Below are 26,301 nucleotides of genomic sequence, written 5' to 3' on the forward strand. Positions count from 1 at the left end.
TGGAGCTGGAAATTCCCGTGAGCAAGGAGTCGCGCGACGCCGCCGAGGGACGTCCCTCCTACAAGGACACGCTCAACCTGCTGCAGACCGGGTTCGGCATGCGTGCCAATGCCATTCAGCGAGAACCGGAGCTGCAGGGGTTCTGGGCCGAACAGGGAATTGATCTGAGCCTCGGTCTGGAGAACAGCGGTGCGGTGTTCACCCTGCACGACGGACCTCCTTACGCCAATGGCGCCCTGCACATGGGCCATGCCTTGAACAAGGTGCTCAAGGACGTCATCAACAAATATCAGGTTCTGCGCGGACGCCGGGTTCGCTTCGTGCCGGGCTGGGACTGCCACGGTCTGCCGATCGAGCTGAAGGTTCTGCAGTCGATGGATCAGGAGCAGCGCCAGGCGCTGACACCGATCAAGTTGCGCAAGAAAGCCGCGGCCTATGCCCGCAAGCAGGTCGAAGGCCAGATGAAGGGGTTCCAGCGCTGGGGAATCTGGGCCGACTGGGATCATCCCTACCTGACGCTGCAGAAGGAGTACGAGGCCGCCCAGATCCGGGTGTTCGGCGAGATGGTTCTCAAGGGCCACATCTACCGAGGGCTCAAGCCGGTGCACTGGAGTCCAAGCTCACGCACGGCCCTGGCCGAAGCCGAGCTGGAGTATCCCGACGGTCACACCAGCCCCAGCGTCTTCGTCGCTTTCCCGGCCGTGCAACTGCCGACTGCTCTGCGGGAGGCCATCAACGCCGAGGGCGTCAGCCTGCCCGACGACGACACCAGCCTCGGGAACGCCCTTCAGGTCGCGATCTGGACCACCACCCCCTGGACCCTGCCGGCCAACCTGGCGGTCTCGGTGAACGAACGGCTCGATTACGCCCTCGCCGACGACGGCACCGGCCGGTTGCTGCTGGTGGCTTCGGATCTGATCGAACCACTCACGGCCACCCTGGGACTGCCCCTCAGCCGCAAGCTGACGGTGAAGGGAGCCCTGCTGGCAGGACTGATGTATCGCCATCCCTTGCTGGACCGCACCAGTCCGGTGGTGATCGGGGGTGAGTACATCACCACGGAATCCGGAACGGGTCTGGTGCACACGGCTCCAGGCCATGGCGTCGACGACTTCCACACCGGCCAGAAGAACGGTCTCCCCGTGCTCTGTCCGGTGGATGAAGGCGGCACCCTCACCGCAGAGGCGGGCCCCTTTGCTGGGCTGAACGTTCTCAGGGACGCCAACCCGGCGATCATCGAAGCCCTGGATGCCGCTGGAGCGCTGCTGAAGCAGGAGGCCTACAGCCACCGCTATCCCTACGACTGGCGCACCAAGAAACCAACGATCTTCCGGGCCACGGAGCAGTGGTTCGCCTCAGTGGACGGCTTCCGCCAGCAGGCTCTGGACGCCATCGATGACGTGCAGTGGACCCCCGCATCGGGACGCAACCGCATCGAGGCGATGGTGAAGGAACGGGGCGACTGGTGCATCTCGCGCCAGCGCACCTGGGGCGTGCCGATCCCGGTCTTCTACCACCGCAGCAGCGGAGAGGTGCTGCTCAACGCCGACACCCTCTCTCACATCGAGAGCCTGATCGGCGAGCACGGCGCCGACGTCTGGTGGGAAAAAGACGAGGCCGATCTGCTGCCTCCGGCCTATGCCGACCAGGCCGACCAGTGGCGCAAAGGCACCGACACCATGGATGTCTGGTTCGATTCCGGCTCGAGCTGGGCCGCCGTCTCCAGCCAGAGAGACAACCTCAGCTATCCCGCCGACCTCTATCTCGAAGGCACCGACCAGCACCGCGGCTGGTTCCAGAGCTCCCTGCTCACCTCCGTGGCCGTCAACGGTCATGCCCCTTACAAGCGGGTGCTCACCCATGGCTTCGCTCTGGATGAGAAGGGGCGCAAGATGAGCAAATCGCTCGGCAACGTGGTCGATCCGATGGTGATCATCGAGGGCGGCAAGAACCAGAAACAGGAGCCTGCCTACGGCGCCGATGTGCTGCGGCTGTGGGTGAGCTCAGTCGACTACTCCGCCGATGTCCCCATCGGAGCCGGCATCCTGCGGCAGCTGGCCGACGTTTATCGCAAGGTGCGCAACACCAGCCGTTATCTGCTGGGCAACCTGCACGATTTCGATCCGGCAAGCGACGCCATCCCCGTGGCAGACCTGCCCCTGCTCGATCGCTGGATGCTGCAGCGCAGCGCCGAGGTGATGGATGAGATCACCGCAGCCTTCGAGAGCTTCGAATTCTTCCGGTTCTTCCAGCTGCTGCAGAACTTCTGCGTCACCGACCTCTCGAACTTCTACCTCGACATCGCCAAGGACAGGCTGTATGTCAGCGCCCCGGCCGACCGGCGCCGGCGCAGCTGTCAGACCGTGATGGCGTTGATCATCGAACGACTGGCCGGTCTGATCGCCCCGGTGCTCTGCCACATGGCGGAAGACATCTGGCAGAACCTGCCGTATCCGGTGGAGGAGAACTCGGTGTTTCTCCGGGGCTGGCCGGACGTTCCGCATGCGTGGCGCGACCTGAGCGTGGTGGAGCCGGTCCAGCAGTTGAGGGAGCTGAGAACCGCAGTGAACAGGGTGCTGGAAGACTGCCGCAGCCGGCAGGAACTGGGCGCTTCCCTGGAAGCAGCCGTGCGCATCGAAGCCCGAAGCCCCGGACTCCAGTCGGCTCTCAGCTGGCTCGACAGGCAGGGAGATGTGCACGTGGATGGTCTGCGCGACTGGCTGCTGGTCTCCCAGCTGCAGCTGGGGGGTGAACCCTGGGCCGAGCTGCTGGCCAGTCAGGACGACCCGATCGCCCTGATCGAGGTGTCACGGGCGCGCGGCACCAAGTGTGAACGCTGCTGGCACTACGAAGGGGATGTCGGAAGGCATCCCGAGCATCCCCACCTCTGCGGCCGCTGTGTGGAGGTTCTGGAGCGGCGGACTCACCAGCTGGCCTGAGCCAGCAGATCCTCCGGAGATATCCCTCCGACGAGGAGCGTCTCGCTGGAGGGATTCAGGGGTCCTTGCAGCAGGTCCGCCCGATCAAGCCGTGTTCCTTCCGGCAACACGGAGGTGTCGGGGTCAAAGGCCGTGGGGTGGGTAGTGCTGCTGCTGAAGCCGCGAAAGATCAGCAGTTCAAGGGGCTCGTCCCCCACCGATCCCAGCAGACGCACGACACGGTCGGGGTGGTTTCGGCTGCGCTCCTCGATCGCACGAACCAGCATCTCAACCGTCATCGCTCAGAAGCCCCCCGCCACCCGCCCCTGGCGGGGCAGACGGACCAGCAGCCACTGCAGCAGACCGGCCAGGTACGCCACCAGCGCCACGTACCCGATGAAGGCAGCCACCGCCTCGGTCCACTGCCCCCCGAACACGAAGTCGAACACGGTCTCCACCACGCTGTGAACCCCCTTTGGAGCCTCTTGCCAGGCCAGACAATCAGCGCTTCCGCCCTGCTGCATGCACCCCAGTGCGGTCGTGGTCATCGCGACACTCACGATGGCAAATCCACTCAGGGCCCAGCGCCAGAGTCGCACCGTCAGAGGCAGAGGACGCCAGAGGGGAAGATCCTCCAGTTCTTCGTTGAGATCCACCCAGAACCAGACGGAGACGGCCATCAGCAGGGGCGCGATCACAGCCGTGAGGTATCCCAGGGGCCGCTGATCCGTCAGCAGCAGCATGCTGATCCCCATCAGGCTGGCCACTTTCCAGTACAGCGTCAGCAACCGCACAAGGGATGCTTCGCGCCGCAGAGCGGACCAGACCAGCAGCACCAGAGGCAACCCGAGCGCGAACGTGGCCGCAAGGCGGTAGGTGAGCCACACCAGCGTTCGATAGGACAGCTCGTTCACTGCGCGGAGTCGAAGTCGCGTCATTATCGATGGCCCTACCGACCATCAGGGTTGATAGGGTCCGGTCCATGGCGACGTTCTCACCCCTCGACTGGTTCCGGGCTGCCTCCGCCAAGCCCACCTGCCGAACAGCTCTGTCCAACAGAGCTTCGCTCGATGAGGCCGTTCAGGACGTCACTGACCAGCTCGGCCGTCGGGGTGATGCGGATCTGGCACTTGTCTTCGCGTCGGTCGGCTACGCCAGCGACCTGCCGCGACTTCTCCCGATGCTGCGCAGCCGTCTGAAGGCGCGTCTCTGGATTGGATGCGCCGGTGGGGGTGTGATCGGAACGACCGCGGGCGGAACCGCGTCGGAACTGGAACAGACCGCCGCTCTGAGCGTGACGCTGCTCGGCCTTCCAGGAGTCGAGCTGCAGGCCTCTGCACTGACGACCGACAATCTCCCTGATCTGGATGGTTCCGCCCAGTCGTGGCAGGAATGGACCGGAATCGAGCCAACGCGCTGCCGCAGCCAGATCGTGCTGATCGATCCCACCAGCACAACCATCAACGACCTGATCAGCGGACTGGATTACGCCTACCCCGCCGCCGGCAAGATCGGCGGCATCGCCTGCCCCCACAACGCTCCTCACGGATCACTGTTTCTCAACGATCAGGTGTTGACGGGAGCTGTGGTCTGTTCGATCGGTGGCGACTGGATGCTGGACACCGTGGTGGCCCAGGGATGCCGACCGATCGGGCCCGTGTTTGCGATCGAACAGGTTCAGCGCAACGTGCTGCTTGAACTCAGTCACGGTGAGCGGCGGGGAAGTCCGGTGGCCTGTCTTCAGGAGGTTCTGGCGGATCTCACCGATCAGGAGCGCGATCTCGTCCGTCACTCGCTGTTTCTGGGTATCGAGAGGCGTGATCTGCAGCTGATGGCCGATGGCACGCGCCGGGACGGAGGTGCCTTCCTGGTGCGCAACCTGATCGGTGTCGATCCCAGCAACGGAGCCGTGGCTGTGGCCGACAAGGTGAGACCGGGGCAGAACGTGCAGTTTCAGCTGCGGGAAGCGGAGGCCTCGAGACAGGATGCGCTGATGCTGCTGCGCGAGGCCGCCGGCCAGGATCGCGAGGGGACTCAGGCCCACTTCGGTCTGTTGATGGCCTGCCTGGGTCGAGGCAAGGGGTTGTTCGGGGAAGCCGATGGAGATGTGTCTCTGGCCAGAACGGTGATGCCCGGGCTGCCTGTGGCAGGTGCCTTCTGCAATGGAGAGATCGGCCCTGTGGCCGGCGCCACGCATCTGCATGGCTACACCGCCTGCTGGGGACTGCTGCGACAGATCCCCTCCCCGACTGACGACTGACCCTCTGAACCGTTGCGCCAGCACGTCAATCCCCTCAGCCGCTTTTTCCAGCTGCCGCTGCAGCTGCCTCCGCCGCAGGAGCTGTTCCGCAATCCGGACCTGCCGATCCATCTCGACATCGGCTGCGCGCGGGGTCGCTGCCTGCTGGGGTTAGCGGAGCTGAAGCCCGACTGGAATCATCTGGGTGTGGAGATCCGCCGCCCCCTTGTGGTCTCTGCCGATCGCGACGCGATGGCCAGCGAGCACGGCAACGTGCGCGTGCTGTTCTGCAATGCCAACATCAGCCTCGAGGCGTGGATGGCGGCGCTGCCGGACGATCGCCTCCAACGGGTATCCATCCAGTTTCCCGATCCCTGGTTCAAGCGACGCCACCGCAAGCGTCGTGTCCTGCAGCCCGCCTTGCTGCTCGCCATGGCGGCAGCCCTGCAACCCGGCCGAGAGCTGTTCCTGCAGAGCGACGTGCTGGCCGTGATCGAACCGATGGTGGCCCTGACCGAACTCTGCGGCTGTTTTGAGCGTCCGGAGCAGGACCAGCGCCCCTGGCGAAAGGACAACCCATTGCCGGTGCCCACGGAACGGGAGCGCTACGTGCTCGCGCAGGCGATGCCGGTGTATCGGGTGCTGTACCGACGCAACAAAGACCCCTTACCCGATCGCGATGTGCTGGAAAGCCGCTGGCAGGAGATTGATAATCCCGCGGAAGACGCCGGCATGGCCCCCTGAACGATGGCTGAACCGCTGTTGCTGCGCTGGCAGGGTCTGCTCCGTCCGGCAGACCTCGTTCTGCTGCGGCTGGAATGGCTGAGCGGCGGTGTGCTGGTGCTGCTGCTCACGGGCCTGCCCCTGTTCACGCGAGGGGGCCTGTCCCTGGTGATCGCTGCCGTGGCGCTGCTCTGGCTGTTGTGGTCTCTCTGCAGCCCGCCGGAGGAGATCGGAGCCATCAGTGGCTGGCTGCTGCTGATTCTCGGGATCGCCGTTCTGACCACGGGGTTCTCACCCGTCCCCATGGCCGCGGCGAAGGGATTGCTGAAACTGCTCAGCTACCTGAGCGTCTATGCCTTGATCCGCAAACTGCTTGCATGCAATCCCTCCTGGTGGGATCGCCTGCTGGCGGGACTGCTCAGTGGTGGATTGCTGAGCAGTGTCTTGGCCTTGAGGCAGCTGTATGCCTCCACCGAGGAACTGGCCCGCTGGGCGGATCCGAACTCGATCAGCACTGGAACCATCCGGATCTACGGCCCACTCGGCAATCCGAACCTGCTGGCGGGGTATCTGCTGCCCCTGCTGCCCCTGGCAGCTGTCGCCCTGTTGCGCTGGAAGGGAATCGGCAGCCGACTGTTCGCCGGCACAACGCTGATTCTCGGGGTGGCCGCGACCGTCTGGACCTACAGCCGGGGCGGTTGGATCGGCATGCTCGCCGGGCTGGCGACGTTGATGCTTCTGCTGATCCTTCGCACCACACGCCACTGGCCACCCATCTGGCGCCGCCTCCTCCCCCTCGCCGTGCTGTTGCTGGCTGCAGCCCTGCTGACCGTGGCCGCCACCAAGCTCGAGCCGATCCGAACCAGGGTCGCCAGCCTTCTGGCCGGTCGCGGAGACAGCTCCAACAACTTCCGGATCAACGTCTGGCTGGCGGCGATCGACATGATCCAGGATCGACCCTGGCTGGGAATCGGTCCGGGGAATGCAGCCTTCAACAGCGTCTACCCGCTGTATCAGCAGCCGAAATTCAACGCCCTGAGCGCCTATTCGGTGCCGCTTGAGCTGCTGGTGGAGATGGGCCTGCCGGGATTGATCGCCGGACTCGGACTGCTCTGGAGCGCACTGCAACGCGGGCTCCGAGGTCTGACCCTGCCGCAACCGGCTGCCGGTGCCGCTCTGGCCAGCCTGGCCGCCATCACCGGACTGCTCACCCAGGGAATCACCGACACGATCTTCTTCCGTCCTGAGGTGCAGCTGATCGGATGGTTCTGCCTGGCCACCCTGGCCGCCCAACCGAGCGAAGCGTGATGCTGTTTGCAGGATTCGACGCCGGACAGACCCGAACCCGCTGCCGGATCAGCCGCTGGACAGCTGACGGCTGGATGACCGTCTGCGAAGGCCAGGGTGCCGGCGTGTGTCACCTTGACGCCCCCGACGGTGCCGCTCGTTTCCGGGACGGCCGTGGGCAGCAGTCTCAAGGCCGCGCTTGGCCAGAGGGATGCGCTGGAGCTCGATGCCGCCGTGATCGGTGCCAGTGGGATCGAGCAGGGAACGGAGCTTCAGCACCGGGCCGGCGACCTGATCGCACAGGAGCTGTTGATGCCACCAGACCATGTGCTGGCGACAGGTGATGAGCGCACGGCGTTGCACGGGGCCTTCCCGGACAGTCCGGGAATCGTGCTGATCAGTGGCACCGGCATGATCTGCATCGGACGCAATGCCAGGGGAGAGGAAGCTCGCAGCGGTGGCTGGGGTTGGCTGCTGGATGGTGCCGGGGCCGCCTTTGATCTTGGCCATCAGGGTCTGCAGCTCAGCCTTCGGATGGCGGACGGTCGTCTGCCGGACCACCCCCTGCGGCAGCGGCTGTGGCACGCCATGCACTGCCACAGCAGTGCCCAGGTCAAAGCCATGGTGGTGAATCCGGATTTCGGGGCTGCCGGCTTTGCCGCTCTGGCTCCTCTGGTGGTGACAGCAGCCGAGGAAGGACTCGTGGAGGCATCCCACATCCTGCGACGCTCGGCTCATGCCCTCACCGAGTGCGTCATCACAGTTGGAGGCCGACTCGAGCTTGCCGCTCCCCAGCTCGCCGCCCGTGGGGGTGCAATCGAGCATCTGCAGGGCTATCGCCGGATGATCGAGGACGTGCTGAGCCATCAACTTCCTCAGGCTCGATGGAGTGCTGCCTCCGGAGACGCCTGCGATGGAGCCCTGACCCTGGCCCGCGACCTCAGGCAGCGTTGAGATGCCGATCCGCGACGGCAGCCAGATGGGTCGTCCAGGATTCGACCATCCGCTGATCGGCAGCCTCCACCATCACCCGCAGCACCGGTTCCGTTCCACTGGCACGCACCAGCACTCGCCCCTCGTCTCCCATGGCCTCCTCCGCAGAGCGGACCGCATCACTCAGGGGAGGGCAACTGGCCCAGCCCTTGCGACGGCTGCGATCCGGAACCCGCACATTCACCAATTTCTGCGGGAAGGCCTGGAAGCTCCGATCCAGCCAGTCGCAGAGACTGATCCCCTGGGCGTGACAGAGCGTGGCCAACTGCAGGGCCGTCAGCACACCATCCCCGCAGAGCCCATGGGATGCCGAGAGGATATGGCCGGATTGCTCTCCGCCAAGGGCTGCACCACTGGCGACCATCGCAGCGTGCACGTGCTGATCACCCACGGGAGTGCGATCCAGCAGACCTCCGCGTTGCTGCCACGCCCGCTCGAAACCGAGGTTGGACATCACCGTCGCCACGAGACGCTGATCAGGGAGCGTCTGCTGCTGCTGAAGCACTGAGCCCCAGAGAAACAACACGTGATCACCGTCCACGACGCGGCCGCGGCCGTCCACCGCCAGCATCCGATCGGCATCTCCATCGAACGCAAAGCCCATCGCAGCACCCCGTTCGACCACTGCCTGCCGCAGAGGATCGAGTTGGGTTGATCCGCAGGCGACGTTGATGCGAGCTCCGTCGGGCTTGCCGTGCAGAACCGTCAGATCAGCTCCGAGGGCCTCGAACACGTCGGCCCCACAGGCCGTCGCGGAACCCCAGCAGAGATCAAGAACGATCGGCACACCATCGAGCCGTTTTGGACCCACCGAGGCCAGCAGAGCGTCGCTGTAGGAGCTGAGCAGATCGGAACGCTGATGCGCCGCACCGCAGCGGGACCCATCGGAGTCACCCACCTCTGCTTCACCGCGGAGACCGGCTTCGATGCGGGCCTGAAGATCACTGCCCAGCTTGGCGCCATCCGCACCGAAGGCCTTGATGCCGTTGTCCTCCGGGGGATTGTGACTGGCAGAAACCATCAGACCGCCGGCAGCGCCGACCTGACGGATCAGCAGTGGCACGGCCGGCGTGGCACAGAGGCCCAGGCTCCACACCTCCCGACCAGCCGCTGTGAGACCGGCCGTCAGAGCCGAAGCCACCATCGAGCCACTGCTGCGCGAGTCCATCCCGATCAGCACAGGCCCTGGCTGGGACAGTGCTCGCCCGAACCAGTAGCCCACCTGCAGGCACAACGCCGGGGTGAGCACCGAGCCAGCCCGGCCTCGAATCCCATCCGTCCCGAACCCGGGAACCGAAGAACCCAGTGAGGGTCCAATGGGCGGGACAGCGGCTTGAGCCATGAGTCTCAATCGTGGCCTTCAGGCTACGGGCGTTGTTTCAGGGGACCGGTCGTCCGGGGACAGGTGCAGCTCCGCCCTCAACGCCAGCGATGCGGCCTCCAGATGAGCACGATCAACTCGATGCCCGCCCAGGCGAACATCAAGGCCAGCACCCATCCCGGCAGCATCTGAAGCGGCCAGAGCCAACGGAGGGCCCAGATCGTCGTGGCGATCAGCAGCACCAGCAGCGTGCGCCAGCGCTGTCGGCGTCCCGGTCGTGAGGAAGGCATCGCCAGTCGCAACCTGGGCCACACAATGGCATCAGATTCTGGGGTGATGTGGCGGCAGGGTCCCGGCTCGGAGCTGCACTGCTCATCGGGACGGCCGCGGTGAGTCTCCTGGCGGTGATGCTTGGTCAGCAGCAGCTGCGCCAGCACCGGCATCGGCTCGACCCAACGGCAACGGATGCGGAGCTGTGGCGCGTCTATCGACGATCGCTCGACCCGGAGCAACGCCGTGAGGCCGCTCTGCTGATGACAGGTCGCAGCGCTGGAGACCTCAACCGGCGCCGACGGCTGCTGCAGGGTCAAGGCTGGGGCAGGGCCCCATTGGCAGCCGTGTCCCTTGCCCTGGCGGCGGAAACGGCAGAGCGACTGGGGGCTTCCCAGACGTCTTTGACGCTGTGGCGGGATGTGATCAGACGCTTCCCGGAACAGGCCTCCTCAGCCTGGGGGCGAAGCCGTCTCGGGGAGGTCGAACCCCTCTTGCAGCAGGAGCTGCTGACAGTCCAACCGCGTCATCCCGCCGCGCTGGCAACGGCCCGGGCACTGGAAGCGGATCCGCTGCATGGCCACCGCGGTGCTCTGCATCTGGCCCGCTGGGGAGTGCAGTGGCCCGGCAGCGCAGCGCGGCTTCGCGCTGCCTGTGATGCCAACGGCACCGGTGCACCGGATCGGGAGCAACGTCAGCTGCTGGCCCGTGGTCTCGCGCAACTGGGAGACGGAACGGCAGGGCTCGCCTGCCTGCAGCAGCAGCCGCCGGCAGCGGGGACCGCTCTGGCCATCGGACGCGCGCTCTTGGCTGGAGGACGTGAGCAGCGCTCGGAAGGGGAACAGCTGCTGCTGGATCTCACCCGGCGTTTTCCGATGGACTCCGCCAGTGATGAAGCCGCACGCCTGCTGAGCGAACCACTCCGGCCTGACCCCGACCTGCTGGATGCCCTGCCCGAAAGCCTGCAGAAGCGATCGGCTGCGGTTGCAGCCGCCCGTGTCCGGCTGGCGGCCGGCAGGGGCGGAGCCCAGGTGCTGACACGCTGGCCCGATGATCCGGCGAGCTGGCAGCTGCAATGGGATCTGGCACGGGAGGCCCTGCTCGATGGCGCATGGGGTGACGCCAGAAACTGGTTGACAGCTCTTCCGGACGGAGCGATGCCCGAGCCGCTGGAGGGACGTCGGCTGTTCTGGCATGGACTTGCTGAACAGCGGCTCGGCAATCCAGATGCCGCAAACGGCATCTGGCGCCGGCTCATCGATGGGCAGCGTTCCGGTTACTACCGGTGGCGGGCCAGGGTCCGTCTCGGGGAACAGACAGGCCTGGATCTTGGCGAGGGCTCCAACTCCACCTCGGTTTCGGATGTCTGGACTCCACTGAACAGTGCGGATCCCATGGTCAACAGGCTCTGGCGCCTCGGACTCGTCGATCAGGCCTGGGAGCAGTGGCGCAGCTCAACCGACACCGCCGAGCCGCTGTCCCGGCATGAGCAGCTGGTGGAGGGACGTCTGCGACTGGCGATCGGGAACACCTGGACTGGACTTGAGCGTCTGTGGCGCCTGAGCCTGCGGTGGCATTCCCCGAACTGCTCCCAACGACTGCTGCTGCAACGCCAGCAGCTGCCACGACCGTTCCAGGAGGACTTTCTGGCGGCTTCGGAGCAACACGATGTGGCTCACGATCTGCTGTTGGCCATCAGCAAGCAGGAATCACGCTTCTCCCCTGGAGTGAGCTCCGTCGCCGGGGCGCGGGGCGTGATGCAGCTGATGCCCGCCACGGCCGAGGAGCTCGCAGGCCGGAACCTGAGCGATGCCGACCTCGCCGATCCCAGCCTGAACATCCGCCTCGGCGCGCAGTACCTGCGTCAGCTGATGGAGCGATGGCAAGGCGATCCGATGCTGGTGGTCGCCAGCTACAACGCAGGTCCCGGCGCCGTCAGTGACTGGCAACCACAGACCCTGGCTCAAGACCCGGAGCTCTGGGTGGAACGGATTCCATACCCTGAGACCCGGTACTACACCAAAAAGGTTCTGGACAATCTGCTCGGGTACCTAGAGCGGGACCGCCGCTTCTGTGAGGAGCGTGCCGGCCGGATTGGGCAGGGCACAACCGAGCCCGATCCCCGAGAGCAGAACAGCCGTGAAGCCGATGATGGTGAGCAGGGGCGGCGGAACGATGCCGATCCTGATCAGATCCAGCCGCGCGAGCAGAACGGCTGAAGCCAGGATCATCACGTCGGTCAGACGGTGCAGCCGCATCACGTACAGCCCCAGCACGATCACCATCAGCAGCGTGACCACGAGGCTGATCACGCGGCTGGACGCCATCAGCATCGACACCTGACGCATCAGCAGATCAGGGATCGTGAAGACGACCACCACGGCGATGACCTGAATCAGCTGGATCAGCCAGAACACACTCACGCTGATCGACTGGTTCTGGGCGTAGATGCTCTGATTGACGGTCCAGTGGTTGCCCATCACCAGCGCCACAAGGAAGAGCCCCCCCAGCAGTGGAGCCCGGAAGGGCAGCGTGAACAGGCTCAGGATCGGCATGGCCAAACGCTAGCCACAGCCTTCGGAGAGCCCTGTCAGAGTGCACCTGAACGGAGTCCGTCATGTCTGCCAGCCCACCACCAGCCAGCCTGGGAGCGTTCCAGAAAGGCCTGCTGCTGGCGGTGGCCTTCGCGCTCGCGCTGGCCCTCCTTGTTCTGCGCGGTGGTCTCCAGAGCGAATCCCCGATGGAGCAGTTGGCACGGCGTTCTCTGGATCCTGATGTCGCGCTCAGCAATGGCCAGCCGACGCTGATCGAGTTCTATGCCGACTGGTGCCAGGCCTGCCGGGAGATGGCTCCAGCGATGCTGAGCCTGGAGCAATCCACGCGGGATCGCCTCGACGTGGTGCTGGTGAATGTCGACAATCCCCGTTGGCTCGATCTGGTGGACCGGTACGAGGTCAACGGCATCCCCCAGCTGAACCTCTTCGCAGCGGACGGTCAGCCTCGTGGTCGTTCCATCGGCGTGCGGACACCCCAGGAACTCCAGGCGCTTGGTGACGCCCTGATCAACGACACCCCCGTTCCAGCACTTCAGGGAATCGGAAGCACGAGCACCCTTGAGGATCTGGCCAGCACCGACAGAACCGGACCCCGCAGCCACGGTTGACGGGCATGGCCGGGCCATCACCGTCATGATCACAGGACCGAGCTGCTGAACAGCACGCCATGGAGCGTTTCCGAGTCGATCTGATCGCCGCCACGCCGAATCCGCAGCAATGCATCTATGCCGCGATGCATCAGGACTACAGCGAGGGTTTTGTGGCCGCTGATCGGGACAGCTGGCCTGACGAACAACGGGCTGGCGAGATCTGCATCAAACGGCTGCTTGCCGGGGAACGGGGCCATTTCGGTCCGCTCGAACATGCTCAGATCGTTCTGAACGTGGGCTGGTTTCCGCATTCGGTGATGCAACAGGCCCGGACGCATCGGGTGGGCGTCAGTTTCGATGTGCAGTCGATGCGATACACCGGCGAGCGCATCTGCCGGGCTGCGGACGGCGAACTGCCCCTGGAGGAGGTCTTCTACCTGCGACCGGTCGGGGAGTACAGCGACCGACAGGGGAAGAAATACCTCTACAGCCAGGCGGAGCGTGAACTTGATCTCAACCACTGCCAGCAATCAGCCGAGCGTTACAGGGATCTGCTGCGTGCCGGATTTGCGGAGGAACATGCCCGCGGCATCCTTCCCTTCGACTACCGCCAGCATTTCATCGTGAGCTTCAGCCTGAGGGCTTTCCTTCACTTCATGGATCTGCGGGCGAAGCTCGATGCTCAGCTGGAGATCCGCAGACTCTGCGACCTGATGTGGCCGCATCTGGTGGACTGGGCTCCGCAGTTCGCCGAGTGGTACGAGAAGAGCCGGCTGCACAGAGCGCGTCTGGCTCCCTAGATGCGGGCCAGGGTGACACGCTCCGGCTGATGCTGATATTTACCCTGCCGATCGCTGTAGGTCGTGTCGCAGGGGTCCCCCTCAAAGAACAGCAGCTGACAGATGCCTTCATTGGCATAAATACGGCAGTCAGCACCGGAGCTGTTGCTGAACTCAAGCGTCAGATGCCCTTCCCAGCTCGCTTCAGCGGGCGTTGTGTTGACGATGATGCCCAGCCGCGCATAGGTGCTCTTGCCGAGACAGATCACCGTGATGTTGGCGGGCACCCGAAGCTTCTCCAGGGCGACACCGAGGCCGTAGGAATGCGCTGGAAGGATGAAGTAGCCACCGTCCTCGTCCTCATGCAGAGGCGTGGGCTCCAGATTGGCGGGATTGAACCGCTTGGGGTTCATCACCGTTCCGGGCACATGCCGGAAGATCATGAACTCCTGCGGGGAGAGGCGAAGGTCGTAGCCGTAGGAGGAACATCCGAAGCTCAGAACCGGTCGCAGACGTTGCTCCGGATCAAGATGGCGCACCAGACCTGCCTGGAAGGGCTCGAGCATCCCCTTCTGAGCCTGCTCGGTGATCCAGCGATCGTTCTTGAGCATCAGAAACCTCTGCGCAGTTCGGTGACCTGATCCGCCATGGCCATGACGCTGGAAGGAATCGCCGGCCCAGTGATGATCACATCCATGGAGCCTGGACGCTGCTGCAGGCTCGACAGAAGCTCATCTTCCTTCAGGTAGCCGAGCGCTGCCGCGAGACCGACTTCATCCAGCACCAGTTGATCAAGGTCGCCTTCAGCGAGATGGCGCCGGCAGGCCTGCCAGACGGCATCGACGGCATCGGAACCACCAGGCTGATCGGGCTCCGCAAGACACGCCGGAATATCCGGACGCAGCCAGGTGAGCCCGCCGCAGAGCAGCACACAGCCCTCCGGCCCCTGCTTCACCCCCCCCTTGAGGAACTGGGCGATCAGGACGCGGCTGCCGAGCCCTGCCGCCCGCATCGCCTGGCTGAGAACACTGGAAAAACTGCCCCGATAGGAGGCCGTATGCACCTGCAGCTGGCCCTCCGGAGCCACCAGATGCAGCGGCGCGGATGCGGGAAGCGGCGGAAGCGGACGCAGACCGGCCCTCTCCAGCGCATGGCGATCCCCGGTCAGGGCTCCAGAGGATCGATGGCTGGTGGTCAGGCTTGCGGTCATCGCGTCGGGTGTCACCAGGGATACACCCTGCAGACCTCGAATGTAGCGGCGCGATGCGACTCCACAAGGCCATTGACACTACGGATGGTGTGCTGTGAAATCAGGTTCATGGTGGATCCCTCCGAGACCCGAGCCGACGGGCGTCGTCCAGATGCCCTTCGGCCGTTTGAAGTGAGCTGGGATCCGATGGGGTTCGCTCTCAGTTCATTGATCGTGCGCACCGGACGCACTGCTGTTCTGTGCAGCGTCTGCCTCGAAGAGACGGTGCCGCGCTGGCGGAAGGGGAACGGACTGGGCTGGATCAGCGCTGAATACCGGCTCCTGCCCGGCTCCACACCTCAGAGGCAGTCGCGGGAACTGCTCAAGCTCTCCGGCCGCACCCAGGAGATTCAGCGATTGATCGGCCGCAGCCTGCGCGCCGCGGTGGACCTGGAAGCTCTCGGAGAACGCAGCCTGCTGATCGATTGTGATGTGATCCAGGCGGATGCCGGCACCCGAACCGCGTCGGTCACCGGGGCCTGGATGGCTCTGCAGCTGGCCTGTGACCGTCTGATCGCCCAGGGGATCCTGGAACGCCAGCCGATCCGGAGCCAGGTGGCAGCGGTGTCCGTCGGACTCCTGGAGGGCAGGCCGCTGCTGGATCTGGATTACAGCGAAGACAGCCGAGCTGACGTTGATCTGAATGTGGTGGCCTCAGGCGACGGGAGTCTCCTGGAGATCCAGGGCACGGCCGAAGGAGCTCCGTTCAGCCGCGGACAGCTGAACGTCCTGCTGGATCTGGCGCAGCCCGGGCTTGACGCCCTTCTGGCCGCCCAGAGCCATGCCCTGAGCAGCCGCAGCTGATTGCGTAATAACGGCTACACAGCTGAACAGGGTCGATCCTTAACTTTTAATCAGTCGAAACGGATTGTTGGGAACCAGCAGTGGGTTCAGCCGTTACGTCGCCGTTTCGGCCCATGCGCCCCAGGACCAGCCGGTCAGCTCATCCCGCTCGCTGCTTGATGTCATCAGAGATCTGGACGGCGCCAGCACGGAACTTGTCGAACGAAACAAGACCATCTTCTTTCCAGGTGATCCCGCCGAGCGGGTTTACCTGATCCGGCGCGGTGCCGTGCGGCTTTCCAGGGTCTATGAGTCGGGCGAAGAGATCACCGTCGCTCTGCTTCGTGAGAACAGCCTGTTCGGGGTGCTGTCGCTGCTCACAGGCCACCGTTCCGATCGCTTCTATCACGCTGTCGCCTTCACCCGGGTGGAGATGGTGACGGCACCGGCCGGCTCAGTCCGTGCCGCGATCGAGGCCGACACCGCAGTCGGGCTCAGGCTGCTTCAGGGTCTCTCCAGCAGGATTCTGCAGACCGAAACAATGATCGAGACCCTCACGCACCGGGACATGTCCTCCCGCCTGGTGAGTTTTCTGCTGGTGCTCTGTCGGGACTTCGGCGTGCCGGACCAACTGGGCATCACCATCGACCTCCGCCTCTCCCATCAGGCCATCGCCGAGGCGATCGGCTCCACGCGGGTCACGATCACCCGACTGCTGGGAGACTTGCGTCAATCCGGTCTCGTTCAGATTGACCGCAAGAAGATCACGGTTCTGGATCCGATTGCTCTGGCCAAGCGGTTCAGCTGAGAGTCGGCCCCACTGGGAGGTGACGCCGTGAGCGGATGGCTGCTGATCATCGCGCTGCTGGTGCTCGGCGGCGTGCTTTCAGCTCTGGGCGACAGGTTGGGCAGCCGTGTCGGCAAGGCACGCCTCAGCCTGTTCAACATGCGACCCCGACGGACGGCGGTGCTGATCACGGTGCTCACCGGCAGCCTGATCAGTGCGCTGTCCCTCGGTCTGATGCTGCTGGTCAGCCGTCAGTTGCGGGTTGGGCTGTTTGAGCTCGACGGACTGCAACAGAAACTTCAGGACAGCCGCCGCCAGCTGCAGCAGAACAGAGGTGCCCTGGAGTCAGCCGAGGAAGAACGTCGTCAGGCCATTGCCCAGACGCAACGCATCGATGCCGAGCTGTCGACGGCCAAGCAGCGGGCAGCGACACTTCGTGAGGAGCTGGAGCCTCTGCAGCAGCAGCGCGTCCGGCTGGAGGCCGAGCAGCAGCGCCTCAGCCGCGACATTCAGCAGCGGGACAGGGACATCAAGGCCCGGGACGCAGACATCCGCCGCACCGAGGAGGAACTCAAGCGGGTTCGGGCCAGCATCCAAGCCGGTGAGGCGGAACTCAAGGAGCTGGAGCGCAACCTGATCGCCCTGCGCCGCGGTTCCGTGGTTCTCAGCAGCGGAGAGGCTCTGGCCACAGCCACCATCCGACTGGAGAGTGCAGGACAGGCGAAGACGGTGATCGACCGTTTGCTGCAGGACGCGAATCTCACGGCCTACCAGCAGGTCCGACCCGGTGAGACCCCCGACCGACAGATCCTCCTGGTTCCCCGGAACGATGTGCAGCGTCTGCGGACGATCATCAGCAAGCCGGGCACATGGGTGGTTTCGATCCGCTCTGCCACCAACGTGCTGCGCGGAGAGACCATCGTCTATGCCTTTCCTGACGTCCGACCGAACCGGCGCATCAGTCGCAGCGGCGAAGTCCTGGCGTCGGCAACCCTCCCGGACCAGGATCGATCACCGGAGATGGTCCGCCGCCGCCTGAACCTTCTGCTCGCCTCTGCGTTCGCCGAGGTTCAGCGTCGTGGCTCCCTCGTGGAAGGACTCCAGTTCGACGGGACGGTCTTCGCTCAGCTCGGCCTGGCTCTGGTGGACCGCCCCGAAGGAGAGGGGGATCTGACCCTTGAGGTGATCGCCGAGAGCGACAGCGACAGTGGCGATCCGGTGCTGGTGGCGTTTCGGGTCAGCCCATGAGCCGACTGGCCGGTGTTGATCCCGGGAGAAGCAAATGCGGCCTCGTGCTTGTGGACACCGAATCCCTCCAGGTGCTCAGCGGGGCTGTCGTGATCTGCGAGCAGGTTCTGGACCGGCTGAGCGACTGGCAGGTCGCCGGAGGACTGGACGGGATCGTGCTGGGTGACGGCACCGGCAGTGCGGCATGGCTGCCGAAGCTGCGGTCCCTCGCTCCTGTTCAGCAGGTGAATGAATACGGCACCACCCTGCGGGCCCGCCGTCGCTACTGGGAGCTGTGGCCTCCCAGGGGGTGGCAGCGGCTGATTCCCCGCGGCCTGCTGATCCCACCCGAGGAGCTTGATGCGATCGCCGCCCTTGTGATGGTGGAGGACAGCCTGGGAACACCGTGCCGTTGGTCGGGTGCGAAACAGCGCCTCAGAAGCGGGCCCGAACGGTGAAGGTGTAATCACCGCCGGGTTCAAGTCGATAATCCGAGCGCACCAGGAATCGACGCAGAGCGTCCTGGATCAGAGCCCGCCCCAGGGAGGGCTCCACGGTCAGGTCACCGCAATCAAACGCCCAGCGGAACTGCCACTGAAAGCCCCCGGCCGCCACCTCCCCCTCAACGCACTGCTCGCTGAAGCACTGGCGCAACACCCGGAGGTGGGCCGTGGTGGCGGGGAGTGCTGTCATCCGCCGCTGGCAAGACTCTGCGGCCGGTAGGCATTGATCCAGTTGCCGGCCCGTTCCATGCCCTGGCGCTGAATGCGTCCCAGACCATCAAGAACGGCATCCAGCACAGCATCCACACAAGGTTCCTCGACCTTGCTGAAAGCACCGAGCACATGCGACACGGTTCTGGCCCGTCGCTCATCGGGAGTGTCCGCAGGGGCACCGATTCCGATCCTCAGCCGAGGGAACTCCTGCCCGCCGAGATGCTGAATCGTGCTGCGCAGGCCGTTGTGACCGCCTGCACTGCCCTGAGCACGCAGTCGCAGGCGACCCAGAGGGAGGTCCATGTCATCCACCAGAACCAGCAGCTGATCCGCTGTCAGTCCGAACCAATCGAGCGCAGCTCTGATCGATCGACCGCTGTCGTTCATGTAGGTCTGGGGCATCAGCAGGCGCAAGCGCGCCTCGCCATGACCGACCTCGCTGGCCAGGCCGTGCAACTTGCTCTGCTGACGGAACTGAACACCCTCCCGGGAGGCCAACCGCTCCAGAACCATGAACCCGATGTTGTGGCGGGTCCCCGCATATTTCGGCCCTGGATTGCCCAGACCGACCACCAGCCTCAGATCTGCGGACATCGGCCGGATCAGACCTGGGGTGAATCGTTGTCCTGGGGCGAGTCTCCGGAGCCATCCTCGAGCTCGGGATCGGCCATGGCCTTGTTGATCTCCCGCTCGAACTCCTTGGAGGCGGACTGAAATCCTTTCAGCGTTTTCCCCAGCGTCTTGCCGAGTTCCGGAAGACGCTTGGGACCGAAGACAAGCAAGGCAACGGCGCCGATCACCGCCATCTCAGGGAGGCCGACGCCGAAGACATTCATGACAACCGATCAGCCGAGGCCGTTCCAGTTGACGTTGATGCCTTCCAGGATCAGGGACTTGTTGTACAGCTGAAGGATCACCAGCAGAAAGACGAGGAAGAGCACCATGAAGATCCCCATGACCGGGGTGGTTCCCCAGCCAGGCACGACCTTGCCGTACTCGGAGTTCAGAGGGCGGAGGAGGTCTCCCAGACGGGTGCGTTGAGCCATGGCGACGCTTGGTCTCGGGTGGTGAAAAGTGCCGATACTGTAGGGGCCGGCTCCGGCTTGGAGTCGATCCTGTCGAGAGATGTGATGGAAACGTCTTCCCCGGCCATGTCGGTGGCGATCGGTGTGCTGGCTGTGTTGCTGAGCCTCACCGGCTTTGGTGTCTATCAGGCGTTCGGTCCCCCATCCAAGGCGCTGGATGACCCGTTCGACGATCACGAGGATTGAACCAACCGCAGATCGGCAAGCTCCCCCGGCCGTAGCTCGATGGCCTGAGCCGGTTCACCCCCCTGGCGGGACACGAGCCAGCCTTCCCTGGGTTCCCAACGGCAGCGCGATGGCCCTGGATTGAGACAGCGGAGGCCCAGGCCGTCATCCTCCGGCCGCAGCGCCACAGGAACAAGCTCCCCGGCGAGAGCTGGCAACCATCGCCGCGACGTCGGGTGTCCGGCGAGAGGACCACTCCAACCCGGCTCGCGGAAGGCGATCGCCGCCTGGGGCACGCAAGCGCTGCTCCATGAGCCGGTGACCGGCATCAGAGCCAGTCGCTGACGGTGCCAACCACGATCCGCCCCAGGGTCAGGCCAGGTCGGACCGCGCAGCAGGGAGACACCGATCCGTTCGGGCATCACATCCACCCCCTGGGGTCCATCCAGCAGGACGGCCAGTCCCCCCCCAGGGGCGTTCACCTGGGTGGCAAGCCAGGAGATCAGCGGCACTTCCCATCGCGACTGCTCCCGCGACGTGCGTGCCATGGCCGGACGCTCCAGGACAGTGCCGGCGGAGTCCGCCGCATAGCGGACCGCTGCGGAGGCAAGGGGCAGCTCCAGACGAAGCAGTTCATGGCGCTGGCTCCAGTCGATGCTGCAGATCAGCTCGATCCAGGGGCAGTCGGCCTGCAGACGCATGTCCAGGCGCATGACACTCGATCCCAGCCGGTAACGCTGCACGACATGGACCACCAGGGGGCCGCGCTCCAGCAGCTGGCATGGCCCCAGCACCTCAACCGCCAGGGGATGGCGGCGGTACTCCGCTGCAAGATCCCAGGCGTCCCAGAACTCCCCGCGGTCCTGGAAACGGGCCAGCTGCAGCGGACCTGCCAGCTGAGCCACCCCCTGACTGTCACGCAACTGGAGCAGCCCTCCCGGCCCGCAGTCCACCTCCAGCAATCCATTGCTGACCCTCCAGCGATCGCCATCCAGTCGCTGCAGCTTCACCGGAGCCCGGATTGGAGTGACCTCAACCGCTGATGCATCGCATCGGTTGAGAGCGACCGAACTGATCCCGCTCTGAAGGGGTAGCTGCACCCACACTCCCCCGGTGGGACACGCCTGTCGCGGCAGAACCATGTCAGCCCCCGACCACGCCCCGGCAGGCAGACGCAGCAGGGGCGACCAGCGCGCCAACGGCTGCAGACCGAACCAGAGCCAGGTCTCCCGACAGCGGGAAGGGCCGGCCGAGCCCCCGCATAGCTGCCGCAGCTGATGGTCACGCTGAGACACCGCCTTCCTCCGGGCTGAACGCCAGACCGCTTCGGCCTGGTCGAACACCTCCGGGATGGAGGTTCCTGGAAGGATGTCGTGAAACTGCTGAAACAACAGCGGTTTCCAGTCCCCCATCTCACCTGCCGTCCCTGAACATCCCCCCAGGGCAGCGACGGCATCCACCTCACGCAGCAACCGCTCCAGCGTGCGGTTGTGTCGCTTCTGGTCCGGACGGCTCGTGGCACAGCCGCGGTGCAGCTCCAGATACAGCTCATCCCGCCAGACGGGAAGACGACCGGCGTGTGGCTCAAGGGAAGCCAGATGATCCCTCACCGTTCCAGCACTCCGTTTGGGCGCCTGGGGCATGGCGTCCCAGAGCCGCATCTGCTCGAGCATCTCGTCGGTCGGTCCGCCGCCGTGATCTCCCACGCCCGGGATCCAAAGCGCCCGGTCCAACCCTGTCGCCAGCTGCCAATCCCGCTGTTCATTCAGCATGTCCAGCGGTTCACCCCGCCGGCCGATCGGCGGCAGCATCAGAGCGAACAGCTCAGCACCGCCACGGCTGCGCCAGCGGAACAGACGATGGGGGAAGGGCTGGTCAGCATTCCACGCCAGCTTGTGGGTGCAGAACCAACGCACGCCTGTGCGCTCCGCCACGGCCGGCAGACCGGCGGTGAACCCGAAGCTGTCCGGCAACCAGGCCAACTCATGGGTCCACTCCGGGAAGACGCGCCGGCTGTAGGCCTGCCCCAGGTGGAACTGCTGCCAGAGCGACGCACTGCTCACCAGCACGCAGTCCGTTTCAACCCAGGGACCGTTGATCGGTTCCCAGCGCCCGGCTCGGCTGGCGGCACGCACGCCGGCGAACAGCGCCGGCCGATGCCGCTCCAGCCATTCGTAGAGGGCCGGGGTCGAATGGGCGAAATGGAGCTCAGGCCAGCGCTGCAGCAGCTGCAGTGCGGACCGGAATGTTCGCTCCGCAGCCTGCCAGGTGTCGGCGACCGGCCAGAGCCAGGCCAGATCGAGGTGGGCGTGACCCAGCCAGTGCAGAGATCCCGGTGCCGGCTCAGCACGGGCCAGATGATTCTCCACTGCATCCAGGGCCTGCAGGGAAAGGGGATCCAGCTGTTGCCACTGCGCCGGCAGGTCTCCACCGGCCGCGAGATGCAGCTGCAATGCCTCAGGGAGCAAGACCCGATCTGGGTCCGACGCCTCGCAACACGGCTCGAGATTCAGACAGCTGCTGATCAGAGCGCCGTCATCGTGCAGAGGGCTGCTGAGCTCCAGAAGCAGCTGCAGCGGTTTCCCCTCACGACAGCGATCGGGAACGATCCAACGGCAGGCGGTGTCGAAGAGGTCTCCCTCATGCACGAGCTCCCCATCCACCCAGAGCCGCATCCGCTCAGCCCACCAGCTCAGGGCGAGACGTCCGCGACTCTCGGGAGACCGACTCCAGCTCTGCGGCCAGGACAGATTCTGCTCAAGACGGATCCAGCCACGTCCGCGCGGCCAGATCAAAAGTCCGCGCGCAGCCCAGTCAGGACGGTGCTCCCGGCCCCAGGCATCCCCGAGATGGGGAGGGCGATCACCGGGGCCGCTGCGCCGCCAGCGAGCCTGCAGATCGAGGCGTGAGCGACGTCGAAACGTTTCAATCCACTCCGATCGCCCGGCCCGCAGCGAGTCCGACCCCGAAGTGACCCTGTCTTGCCCCATAGGATGATGTCGCTCAAACAGACGCCGGTCGGTCTCCATGCTCGCCCTCAAGATCTCCGTTTACTCGGTCGTCTTCTTCTTCATCGGCATCTTCGTGTTCGGCTTCCTGGCGAGCGACCCGAGCCGCACGCCAAGCCGCAAGGACTTGGAAGACTGAATCCGGGAACCAATCAGGACCGCGCAAAACACTGGTCCGCTGGATCAGGTTCTTTGATCGGCTCACTGTCAGGATCGCGAACCGCAGCTGGTCCGTCTTGGCGTCAAAGCGCCTGTCTTTCTGCCTCACTGGACTGCTGCTCGGCGGATCCATGGGATCGCTCCCTGTGCGCTCTGAGATCAGAGCTGCTGAGGAGATCCTTGAACCGCCGAAAACGCTGCAACTGACTGCAGATCGTCAGTTTCATGACAGTCGCCGCAACGTCAGCATCGCCGAGGGAAACGTCAGAGTCGTTCTGGGAAACGACGAGTTGCTGGCTGACCGGATCGAATTCGACGCCGGGTATCGGACTCTTTTCGCACGGGGCTCCGTTCGCCTGAGACGCAAAGGGCAGTTTTTTCAGGCCTCGGCGTTCCGCTACAGCCTGATCCAGAACGAAGGCGAGCTCGATGATGTGTACGGCGTCATCGACCTGAGCGAATCCGACGGCGGATTCTTCCCGGCGTTGTCCTCTGAACAGCAAACTGAATCCACGGAGAGTCAGCCAAACGGTTCGGTGGTGCCGGAATCCCCGGCCATGGCCTGTCCTCCCCTGCTGCCTGCGGTACCGGACTGGCATCCCCAACCCTGGGCAGTGACCGCTTGGGGGGGGCAGATGATCGATTCCAATTTCGGGGACACGTTCCTGTTCAACGGTCGGATGCGACCGGAGTACCTGCTGGGTGTCGGTCTGCAGAAACGCATTCTCAGAGCCGGACCTCTGTCGCTGGAACTGGAGGCGGACCTGTTCCAACACATGGCCGGGCAGCAGCCTGGAGGCGAGTTCAATCAATCCACCCCATACGCGGATCTGCCGGCACAGAGCTTCGGGGAAGGGATCGTCGGCATCGGTGCCCGACTCTGGGTTCAGCCCTGGTTGAGCTTCGGATTCATTGAAGGCCTCAGCTACAACACCGACTACAGCCTTTACGAGAAGACCTACCGGGAGAACTACACCCAGCTGCTCAACTACCTCGGCTTCGAAGTGGAGGCGGCTGTCTCATCCGAGCTCTCCCTGGTGGGACGCATCCACCACCGATCCGGAGCCTTCGGGACCTACAGCGGCGTGGAGGAGGGAAGCAATGCCTATCTGCTTGGACTGCGATACCGCTGGGGAGAAGAGCAACCTGAGCTGCAGCCCGGTGAGATGCCCCCCCCCCTGGGGTGTGAGGATCCCGATCGCGACGACCGGGTCAGCCCCACAACCCTGTCTGAGCGTCTCGAATCGGTGGCCCTCGGCGATGGTGGCAGCACCCTGGAGCATGTGCCGCCGGCACAGCCCCGACCGATCAGCACGCTTTCCCCGACAGAACAGCAGGCGTTACGCACCGAAGCGATCGCCTCCATCGACCAAAGGGTGGAGAAGGTGAGCTTCCGGGGGAATCTCGCCATCGAACGCCGCAGTGGTGTTCCGGTGAAACGACTCAATTCCAGCATCAAGGACGAAAACCGCTTCGGCGTGGTCAAGGTTCCGCAGCTGCAACGACTCGGAAGCACCCAGCTGATCAACGGCACCATCAGCCGCTGGCGGATCCAGGCCTCTCGGGTGCTGATCACCGCTGAAGGCTGGCAGGCGAGTCGGATGGGATTCAGCAATGACCCCTACACCCCCTCGCAGACCAGAATCGATGCTGAAGGGGTCATCGCAAGAGAACAACCCAACGGTGACCTTCTGATCTCCGCCCGACGCAACCGACTCATCGTCGAAGACAGGTTGCCGGTTCCTGTGAGTCGGCGGCAGGTGATCGCCAAGGAGGAGGAGGTGGAAAACCGCTGGGTGATCGAAGTCGACAACAAGGACAGGGATGGCCTGTTCGTCGGTCGCAATCTGAAACCGATCGAACTGGGATCGGACACCGAGGTCGCTCTGCAGCCTCAGTTCATGGTGCAGCGGGCCATCGATGGCAGCAGCAACGGAGAGTCGATCAATGCCGGAGATCTGTTCGGCCTCAGAGCCAGAGTGAGAGGTCGATACGGTCAGGACGAACTGGATGCTGAAGCTGATATCAGCAGCTTTCAGCCCGATCAGTTCCTCGATGGGAGCCGTTTCTGGGGGACCTTCGGACGCCGTCTTGACCTTGGACGGCTCGGAACCGTCAAAGCCAATCTGTTCGGCGCCTACAGATACAGAACCTGGAACGGATCGCTCGGCGAAACCGACATCGATGCCGCGTACGGGCTCTACGGAGAGCAACGGGGGCAATGGGAGCAGGGTGAGAACCGCCACCGGTATCTGCTGCGGGCGGCACTTGGCGACTACTACGCCGAGCGATACGGCAGCGGCAGGATGCTGAGAACCGGCCGGGGCAGCGTGTTCGGTTCTCTGACCAGTGTGTTCCCGCTTCTGAAAGGTGAGACCGCGGCTCTGACCCCTGCGGCGGCTTACCGCTACTCGCCGGTGCCGGTCGTTCCGGGCCTCACGCTCAACACGAACCTGAACAGCTCTGTCGCTCTCTATGGCGATGGTCACCATCAGAAGACCCTGAGCTTCAGCGGTGGACCCACACTCACGCTTGGAACGTTCAGCCGACCGTTCCTTGATTTCACGCAACTGACGGTGATCGGAGGCGGCACCCTGCGCTACGGCGCCAGCCCCTTCGACTTTGACCGTGTCGTGGATTTCGGCACCCTCGGCTTCGGCCTCACCCAGCAGATCGTGGGGCCTCTGCTGCTCAGCACCGGAATCAACATGAACGTCGATCCCGGCTCGCCTTACTACGGCGATGTGATCAACTCCAATATCGAGCTCCGCTGGCAGCGCCGCAGTTACGACGTTGGGGTGTACTTCAACCCCTACGAAGGCATCGGCGGTGTGCGCATTCGCCTGAATGACTTCGATTTCAACGGAACAGGAGTCCCGTTCGTTCCCTACAACCCGATCAACCCGGAAGACAAGCGCGACGCACTGCCGCTCTGATCAGTCTCCGCCGCCGTAGATCAGATGACTGCCGGTGAGATCGGCACCGGCATAACGGATGCCTTCGGAACGCACTCCAGGGGCATAGGCATTGATCACGACGGCGTCGCTCAGATCGGCCAGGCGCAGATCCACACCACTGAGTTCGGCATTGGTGAGGTTGGCCCTGCGCAGGTCAGCCCGGTTCAACCTGGCACCGCTGAGATCAGCCCCCTCCAGATTGGCGCCCACCAGAACAGCACCGCGCAGATCGGCATCCCGCAGATCAACACCGATCAGATGGGCACCGGAAAGATCACGGCCCCGCAGATCACACCCCCGGCAGGCACCTGTTTGGCGCAGTCGCTGCTCAGGAGTCCCGTACGGCGTGACGCTCAACGGCACCACCGGTGCAGCCTGCACGAACGGCGACAGCGGAAGCAGCAGAACCGCGGCGGTCAGAGTCCGCTGCAGGGCGGAGGAATGCATGGAATGACGACCTCTGTCTTCTTCATAGACCAAAGAGTCTGAT

Annotated in this window: 27 protein-coding genes and 1 pseudogene; 15 read left to right on the forward strand and 13 right to left on the reverse strand. The window is 64.6% G+C overall.

Annotated elements, in window-relative coordinates; all coding sequences use genetic code 11:
- Window positions 1–17: 17 nt before the first annotated feature.
- Window positions 18–2,939, forward strand: a complete 2,922-nt coding sequence (gene ileS / locus ACJ0G7_RS05745; protein ID WP_407395399.1) for an isoleucine--tRNA ligase — start codon at window positions 18–20, stop codon at window positions 2,937–2,939.
- On the opposite strand, the gene ACJ0G7_RS05750 is transcribed toward ileS, so the two are convergent.
- Window positions 2,924–3,217, reverse strand: coding sequence for a hypothetical protein (locus ACJ0G7_RS05750; RefSeq protein ID WP_043694644.1), 294 nt, complete (start codon window positions 3,215–3,217; stop codon window positions 2,924–2,926). The genes ileS and ACJ0G7_RS05750 overlap by 16 nt on opposite strands.
- A gap of 3 nt (window positions 3,218–3,220) precedes the next feature.
- Window positions 3,221–3,832 carry a DUF3177 family protein gene (locus ACJ0G7_RS05755; RefSeq protein ID WP_043694641.1) on the reverse strand — a complete coding sequence of 204 codons (612 nt, stop codon included), beginning with the start codon at window positions 3,830–3,832 and terminating at the stop codon, window positions 3,221–3,223.
- Window positions 3,833–3,900: 68 nt separating this feature from the next.
- Between ACJ0G7_RS05755 and ACJ0G7_RS05760 the strand changes: the two genes are divergently transcribed.
- The 4 genes from ACJ0G7_RS05760 to ACJ0G7_RS05775 all read left to right on the forward strand — a co-directional run bounded on the left by ACJ0G7_RS05760 (window position 3,901) and on the right by ACJ0G7_RS05775 (window position 8,121).
- A complete protein-coding gene (locus ACJ0G7_RS05760) occupies window positions 3,901–5,178 on the forward strand; it encodes an FIST N-terminal domain-containing protein (protein ID WP_407395400.1) in 1,278 nt (425 codons plus the stop codon).
- A 12-nt stretch (window positions 5,179–5,190) separates the two neighbouring features.
- Window positions 5,191–5,901, forward strand: coding sequence for a tRNA (guanosine(46)-N7)-methyltransferase TrmB (gene trmB, locus ACJ0G7_RS05765; protein WP_043694635.1), 711 nt, complete (start codon window positions 5,191–5,193; stop codon window positions 5,899–5,901).
- A gap of 3 nt (window positions 5,902–5,904) precedes the next feature.
- On the forward strand, window positions 5,905–7,188 hold the full coding sequence (locus tag ACJ0G7_RS05770; RefSeq protein WP_407395401.1) for an IctB family putative bicarbonate transporter: 1,284 nt from the start codon (window positions 5,905–5,907) through the stop codon (window positions 7,186–7,188).
- A 129-nt stretch (window positions 7,189–7,317) separates the two neighbouring features.
- On the forward strand, window positions 7,318–8,121 hold the full coding sequence (locus ACJ0G7_RS05775) for a BadF/BadG/BcrA/BcrD ATPase family protein (protein ID WP_407395402.1): 804 nt from the start codon (window positions 7,318–7,320) through the stop codon (window positions 8,119–8,121).
- Here the strand turns inward: ACJ0G7_RS05775 and glmM are convergent.
- Together glmM and ACJ0G7_RS05785 are read right to left on the reverse strand one after the other, a co-directional pair.
- Window positions 8,108–9,502, reverse strand: coding sequence for a phosphoglucosamine mutase (gene glmM, locus ACJ0G7_RS05780; RefSeq protein WP_407395403.1), 1,395 nt, complete (start codon window positions 9,500–9,502; stop codon window positions 8,108–8,110). The genes ACJ0G7_RS05775 and glmM overlap by 14 nt on opposite strands.
- A 77-nt stretch (window positions 9,503–9,579) precedes the next feature.
- Complete coding sequence (locus tag ACJ0G7_RS05785) at window positions 9,580–9,771, reverse strand: hypothetical protein (protein ID WP_043694625.1); 192 nt, start codon at window positions 9,769–9,771, stop codon at window positions 9,580–9,582.
- 1,374 nt (window positions 9,772–11,145) lie between these two features.
- Here ACJ0G7_RS05785 and ACJ0G7_RS05790 point away from each other — a divergent pair.
- A pseudogene (locus ACJ0G7_RS05790) lies at window positions 11,146–11,667 on the forward strand (transglycosylase SLT domain-containing protein); the annotation flags it as partial.
- A gap of 135 nt (window positions 11,668–11,802) precedes the next feature.
- Here ACJ0G7_RS05790 and ACJ0G7_RS05795 read toward each other — a convergent pair.
- Window positions 11,803–12,306 (reverse strand): hypothetical protein, encoded by a 504-nt coding sequence (locus ACJ0G7_RS05795; protein ID WP_043694622.1) that lies wholly within the window; start codon window positions 12,304–12,306, stop codon window positions 11,803–11,805.
- Window positions 12,307–12,368: 62 nt separating this feature from the next.
- On the opposite strand from ACJ0G7_RS05795, the gene ACJ0G7_RS05800 reads away from it, so the two are divergent.
- Together ACJ0G7_RS05800 and thyX are read left to right on the forward strand one after the other, a co-directional pair.
- The gene (locus ACJ0G7_RS05800; RefSeq protein ID WP_043694618.1) at window positions 12,369–12,914 is read left to right on the forward strand and encodes a thioredoxin domain-containing protein; all 546 of its coding nucleotides are present in this window, start codon (window positions 12,369–12,371) and stop codon (window positions 12,912–12,914) included.
- Window positions 12,915–12,973: 59 nt separating this feature from the next.
- Window positions 12,974–13,696: an FAD-dependent thymidylate synthase gene (thyX, locus tag ACJ0G7_RS05805; protein ID WP_407395404.1), complete on the forward strand. Its 723-nt coding sequence runs from the start codon at window positions 12,974–12,976 to the stop codon at window positions 13,694–13,696.
- On the opposite strand, the gene dcd is transcribed toward thyX, so the two are convergent.
- Window positions 13,693–14,286, reverse strand: a complete 594-nt coding sequence (gene dcd / locus ACJ0G7_RS05810) for a dCTP deaminase (RefSeq protein ID WP_043694612.1) — start codon at window positions 14,284–14,286, stop codon at window positions 13,693–13,695. The genes thyX and dcd overlap by 4 nt on opposite strands.
- Window positions 14,286–14,885 (reverse strand): cob(I)yrinic acid a,c-diamide adenosyltransferase, encoded by a 600-nt coding sequence (locus tag ACJ0G7_RS05815; RefSeq protein WP_043694608.1) that lies wholly within the window; start codon window positions 14,883–14,885, stop codon window positions 14,286–14,288. Before ACJ0G7_RS05815 ends, dcd begins: the two co-directional genes overlap by 1 nt.
- A gap of 108 nt (window positions 14,886–14,993) precedes the next feature.
- Between ACJ0G7_RS05815 and rph the strand changes: the two genes are divergently transcribed.
- From rph to ACJ0G7_RS05835, 4 genes are all read left to right on the forward strand, one after another.
- On the forward strand, window positions 14,994–15,728 hold the full coding sequence (gene rph, locus ACJ0G7_RS05820) for a ribonuclease PH (RefSeq protein ID WP_407395405.1): 735 nt from the start codon (window positions 14,994–14,996) through the stop codon (window positions 15,726–15,728).
- Between the two features lie 67 nt (window positions 15,729–15,795).
- Complete coding sequence (ntcA, locus tag ACJ0G7_RS05825; RefSeq protein WP_043694602.1) at window positions 15,796–16,515, forward strand: global nitrogen regulator NtcA; 720 nt, start codon at window positions 15,796–15,798, stop codon at window positions 16,513–16,515.
- Window positions 16,516–16,542: 27 nt separating this feature from the next.
- A complete protein-coding gene (locus ACJ0G7_RS05830) occupies window positions 16,543–17,742 on the forward strand; it encodes a DUF3084 domain-containing protein (RefSeq protein WP_043694599.1) in 1,200 nt (399 codons plus the stop codon).
- The gene (locus ACJ0G7_RS05835; RefSeq protein WP_043694596.1) at window positions 17,739–18,179 is read left to right on the forward strand and encodes a resolvase; all 441 of its coding nucleotides are present in this window, start codon (window positions 17,739–17,741) and stop codon (window positions 18,177–18,179) included. Before ACJ0G7_RS05830 ends, ACJ0G7_RS05835 begins: the two co-directional genes overlap by 4 nt.
- Here the strand turns inward: ACJ0G7_RS05835 and ACJ0G7_RS05840 are convergent.
- Genes ACJ0G7_RS05840 through psbH form a run of 4 tightly spaced genes read right to left on the reverse strand, consistent with a single transcriptional unit; the run spans window position 18,157 to window position 19,483 of the window.
- Window positions 18,157–18,414 (reverse strand): DUF3146 family protein, encoded by a 258-nt coding sequence (locus ACJ0G7_RS05840; protein WP_043694593.1) that lies wholly within the window; start codon window positions 18,412–18,414, stop codon window positions 18,157–18,159. The genes ACJ0G7_RS05835 and ACJ0G7_RS05840 overlap by 23 nt on opposite strands.
- Window positions 18,411–19,031 (reverse strand): aminoacyl-tRNA hydrolase, encoded by a 621-nt coding sequence (pth, locus tag ACJ0G7_RS05845; RefSeq protein WP_084188021.1) that lies wholly within the window; start codon window positions 19,029–19,031, stop codon window positions 18,411–18,413. The genes ACJ0G7_RS05840 and pth overlap by 4 nt, the downstream gene beginning before the upstream one ends.
- Before the next feature lie 8 nt (window positions 19,032–19,039).
- Window positions 19,040–19,273: a TatA/E family twin arginine-targeting protein translocase gene (locus ACJ0G7_RS05850; RefSeq protein WP_043694585.1), complete on the reverse strand. Its 234-nt coding sequence runs from the start codon at window positions 19,271–19,273 to the stop codon at window positions 19,040–19,042.
- A gap of 9 nt (window positions 19,274–19,282) precedes the next feature.
- Window positions 19,283–19,483, reverse strand: coding sequence for a photosystem II reaction center phosphoprotein PsbH (gene psbH / locus ACJ0G7_RS05855; protein WP_006849996.1), 201 nt, complete (start codon window positions 19,481–19,483; stop codon window positions 19,283–19,285).
- A gap of 84 nt (window positions 19,484–19,567) precedes the next feature.
- On the opposite strand from psbH, the gene psbN reads away from it, so the two are divergent.
- Window positions 19,568–19,708, forward strand: coding sequence for a photosystem II reaction center protein PsbN (gene psbN, locus ACJ0G7_RS05860; protein ID WP_043697267.1), 141 nt, complete (start codon window positions 19,568–19,570; stop codon window positions 19,706–19,708).
- Here the strand turns inward: psbN and ACJ0G7_RS05865 are convergent.
- Entirely contained in the window at window positions 19,696–22,716 is a 3,021-nt protein-coding gene (locus ACJ0G7_RS05865) for an alpha-mannosidase (RefSeq protein WP_407395406.1), read from the reverse strand. The two genes, psbN and ACJ0G7_RS05865, sit on opposite strands and share 13 nt — an antisense overlap.
- Here ACJ0G7_RS05865 and ACJ0G7_RS05870 point away from each other — a divergent pair.
- A complete protein-coding gene (locus ACJ0G7_RS05870) occupies window positions 22,715–22,834 on the forward strand; it encodes a photosystem II reaction center protein I (protein WP_006172424.1) in 120 nt (39 codons plus the stop codon). The two genes, ACJ0G7_RS05865 and ACJ0G7_RS05870, sit on opposite strands and share 2 nt — an antisense overlap.
- 151 nt (window positions 22,835–22,985) lie before the next feature.
- A complete protein-coding gene (locus tag ACJ0G7_RS05875; RefSeq protein ID WP_407395407.1) occupies window positions 22,986–25,790 on the forward strand; it encodes a DUF3769 domain-containing protein in 2,805 nt (934 codons plus the stop codon).
- On the opposite strand, the gene ACJ0G7_RS05880 is transcribed toward ACJ0G7_RS05875, so the two are convergent.
- On the reverse strand, window positions 25,791–26,258 hold the full coding sequence (locus ACJ0G7_RS05880) for a pentapeptide repeat-containing protein (RefSeq protein ID WP_043694580.1): 468 nt from the start codon (window positions 26,256–26,258) through the stop codon (window positions 25,791–25,793).
- Window positions 26,259–26,301: the final 43 nt, after the last annotated feature.

Source organism: Parasynechococcus sp., from assembly GCF_045559935.1.
GTDB lineage: Bacteria > Cyanobacteriota > Cyanobacteriia > PCC-6307 > Cyanobiaceae > Parasynechococcus.